Here is a 274-nt window from a genome sequence, read left to right as displayed (position 1 = left end):
AGGCAGTATCGCTGCGGCCACATTAACGCTACCTAAAAGTGGTCCGCGCCCTGCTTCATCAACACCTATTTGCAGCGTTGAGCTGTGCAGCGTTGAGCGTTCTACATGCTGTTGTGTATTTAAGTGTGGCTCTGTATTTATCCCATATTCAGTGAGCAGCTTAGTCACATTCACTTGCCCATATAAATGGATAGGTTCGGCTAAATCAATGCACTGGGATTTTATATCAATCTGTTGGATTTTTTTGTCAATCGGAATAATACTATCTGTAGGG

1 protein-coding gene is annotated in these 274 nt (G+C 43.4%); it reads right to left on the bottom strand.

What is annotated here, in order from left to right; genetic code table 11:
- The coding region (locus AAEZ02_RS22430; protein WP_351125243.1) for a hypothetical protein at nucleotides 1-274 on the bottom strand (274 nt) is incomplete at both ends.

This window comes from Shewanella sp. T24-MNA-CIBAN-0130 (assembly GCF_040310185.1).
GTDB lineage: Bacteria > Pseudomonadota > Gammaproteobacteria > Enterobacterales > Shewanellaceae > Shewanella > Shewanella psychromarinicola.
Note: the sequence above shows the minus strand (reverse complement) of the source record. Positions and strands in the feature narration are given on the sequence as shown.